General features: G+C 45.9%; 1 pseudogene. It reads left to right on the plus strand.

Going from position 1 to position 222, the window contains the following annotated elements:
• Window positions 1-222, plus strand: a pseudogene (locus FS806_RS26950) (hypothetical protein); the annotation flags it as partial.

Genomic DNA, 222 nt, shown 5'->3' on the forward strand with positions numbered 1-222 from the left:
ACGTATACCTTAGCCAAAGCCGATCCGATCAAACAAGAGGAATTTAAAGCTGAATTCGAAGAGGTAAAAAAAATTGCTTCGGCACGAAATTGATCGAATCTTGTTTGAAGATGAATCCATGATTCGGGATTATCAGGCTTTGGCTCACACCTGGTTTCCCAAGGGCCAACAAAAACAGATCCCGACGTACGGCAAGCACCGCGGCGTCAAGCTCATTGGCAC

The sequence above is a fragment of the Paenibacillus sp. 32O-W genome (assembly GCF_007679495.1).
Taxonomy (GTDB): domain Bacteria; phylum Bacillota; class Bacilli; order Paenibacillales; family NBRC-103111; genus Paenibacillus_L; species Paenibacillus_L residui.